Below are 2,422 nucleotides of genomic sequence, written 5' to 3' on the forward strand. Positions count from 1 at the left end.
AGCAAGGGGATTCAGAACTTTTCGAAACTTCAGAATTGTGGTCTTTTTGCTAACCGGCGATTTGAATTTTAAAGCGCTAAATCCGAACGTGTCGATTAAGTAATAAAAATGACTTACACACACGAAATGGAAAAGAACCATTAAATTCAATGCTCAACTTGTTTGAATAACTTACCGCTAAATTTTTCCTCTGAAAACTTGATATTTCTTTTAATTTATCACGTGAAGATTTTTTGATATCTTCAGGTTTGAACATTATAGATCCCACGCCACTCTTATGAATAGTTAGAAATACATTTACTTTATATTCAATGGATTCATAAGTGATGGAGAAACCAGGTAGAAGAAAGTGTGAAGATCGTTGAAGATCCCTAAATTCTGGATAAAGATATTTGTTTTCAAATTTGTAGCAGGAGTATAATGGACTAGAATGAGTGTTTATACTATTTGAAAGATTTTTAAGTTCACCGTTATGGATCATTCCTAAGCACATTGATTGAGAACCTAACAAATTGGAAAGGATCGTATCCATTAGAGTTTTTGATTCTAATAGACCTATATTAAATGAATAAAATTGGCAGAAAGTGATGTTCTCAAAAATTGTTGTCATAAAAAATTATTCCTTGAGATCATAAATCCGAAGTGTTCGATTTTTTCCATCGATTTCGACTTTTCTATTCTCGCATAGCGTTAAAAGGCCTGGTGGTACATTAACAGCGCAAGGGATACCAATGTTTCTACAAATAATTACGGCATGAGACAAAACTCCCCCATGTTGAAGTAAAAGGCCTTCAGCAGAAAGTAAAAAGGGAGTTAGCGCAGGAGAGGTTTGTTTCGCAATAATTATTCGGTTTTTTGACCTTTCATTTTTTCTTAAATTATTATAATCAAAGTAATCGACATTCGCAAAAGCATATCCTGTGGAAGCTATTGTTATATTTTCTGCTGCAATCATTTTCATTTTAGTTTATAACCTTAATAATCCCTTCCCAACCATCAACTAAAACCATTTTACCAAGCACATCTTCGATTTTTTCTTGATTCGTTAAAACGACACACGGTATTCCCATTTCTCTTGCAACTACAGCTCCGTGGCTAGTGATGCCACCAGCAAATGAAACAATTCCACAAATTTCCGAAAATTCGGTCATATCGACATCTAAATCTGGTAATAAAACAATAATCTCTTTTGTAGTTTCTAAATCGCTATTTGTCCATTTAACCAATTTTCCTTTATTTTCTCCCCCACTTACGCCAATACCTTTGTATATCATTTTTTTACACCTTCAGTGATTGAACGAGTCTGTAAGATCCAAATGTTTCCTCCATCCCATATCCATTCTATATCTTGATTGGTTGTGAATAACGATTGTACTTTCGTCACAATTTCACTTAGGGACTTAGATAGTAATTGACTTTGGTATTCTGAATTGCAAAGATCTGATAATTTCGAAAGATCGTCTTTGCTAATAATCCCTTGATCTAAAGCAAAAGAACCAGATATCTGAATGTCTTTTCCATCAACAACACTTTTGGGACCGCAGCTTGATATTTCAACACGCCCATATTTTCCTCCCAACGGATCTTTTGTAAAAACGACCCCCCCAATAATATCAGTACCACCTATTAATTTTTGAACCAATATGCTCATATCCTGAATATATGGAATTGGAAGATTTTTTTTCGCTTTGAAGAAACGGGCATATGAAACTGCTTTGTCTGCATATGCTGATGAATAAACCTCTTTTACTCCTTCTATAAGGCTGTCAATATGAAATCCAATTGTTACGCTTTCAAAAATTCCAGCGAATGATAGACTATCCCCATCTTCAGCCCCTCCCGAACTCCTGGCAATTAAGCTTTTATTACGATTCCTAATGTTTATTCTATTAAGTTGCTTTTCGATATCACTTATAAGTTGCGTTTCTTTTATATCTCTATTAAAAATCTCGTGTCGGATATTTTTAAGTTCTTCTTTTGATGGTTCTATGTTTTGAAAATCAGCATGATCCAACTTAAATGTTTTTTTTAGTGCGTCTGAAGTTATTAAAAAACCATCTGGAACTCTGATTCCGTTTTGTTTTAGCTTAAATAAGTTTGAAGCTTTGTTTCCACAAACTTTCGGTATCATTTTATGAGTATGGTTTAAAGAATAAACATTTCTCATTTTAACTCCTCGGTATTTCGTGTTCTGCTTTACACAATAATTCTAAGCATTTATGAGCTCTGATATTATTGAAAAGCATTGTCTCCATGGTATATGAATTTTCATAGAGTAGACTCAATGCCGTTTCCTTAAGCTATTTAAAATTAATTTTCTTTTAAATATTAAATACTTATGCTATATTTGGTTTATGAATTTTTTCGATAAACTTAATAAAAAAGGGGAAATAAAATGCTAAATTTTGACAATGTTGGCACA

At 33.0% G+C, this 2,422-nt stretch carries 3 protein-coding genes; all 3 read right to left on the reverse strand.

Going from position 1 to position 2,422, the window contains the following annotated elements:
• Positions 1-616: 616 nt before the first annotated feature.
• The 3 genes from KKG99_07410 to KKG99_07420 are packed head-to-tail and all read right to left on the reverse strand — an operon-like array spanning position 617 to position 2,167.
• Positions 617-955, reverse strand: a complete 339-nt coding sequence (locus KKG99_07410) for a hypothetical protein (protein ID MBU1012816.1) — start codon at positions 953-955, stop codon at positions 617-619.
• Between the two features lie 7 nt (positions 956-962).
• Positions 963-1,274, reverse strand: coding sequence for a hypothetical protein (locus KKG99_07415; GenBank protein ID MBU1012817.1), 312 nt, complete (start codon positions 1,272-1,274; stop codon positions 963-965).
• Positions 1,271-2,167: a PEP/pyruvate-binding domain-containing protein gene (locus KKG99_07420; protein MBU1012818.1), complete on the reverse strand. Its 897-nt coding sequence runs from the start codon at positions 2,165-2,167 to the stop codon at positions 1,271-1,273. Before KKG99_07420 ends, KKG99_07415 begins: the two co-directional genes overlap by 4 nt.
• Between the last annotated feature and the right edge of the window lie 255 nt (positions 2,168-2,422).

It is taken from the genome of Bacteroidota bacterium (genome assembly GCA_018816945.1).
GTDB lineage: Bacteria > Bacteroidota > Bacteroidia > Bacteroidales.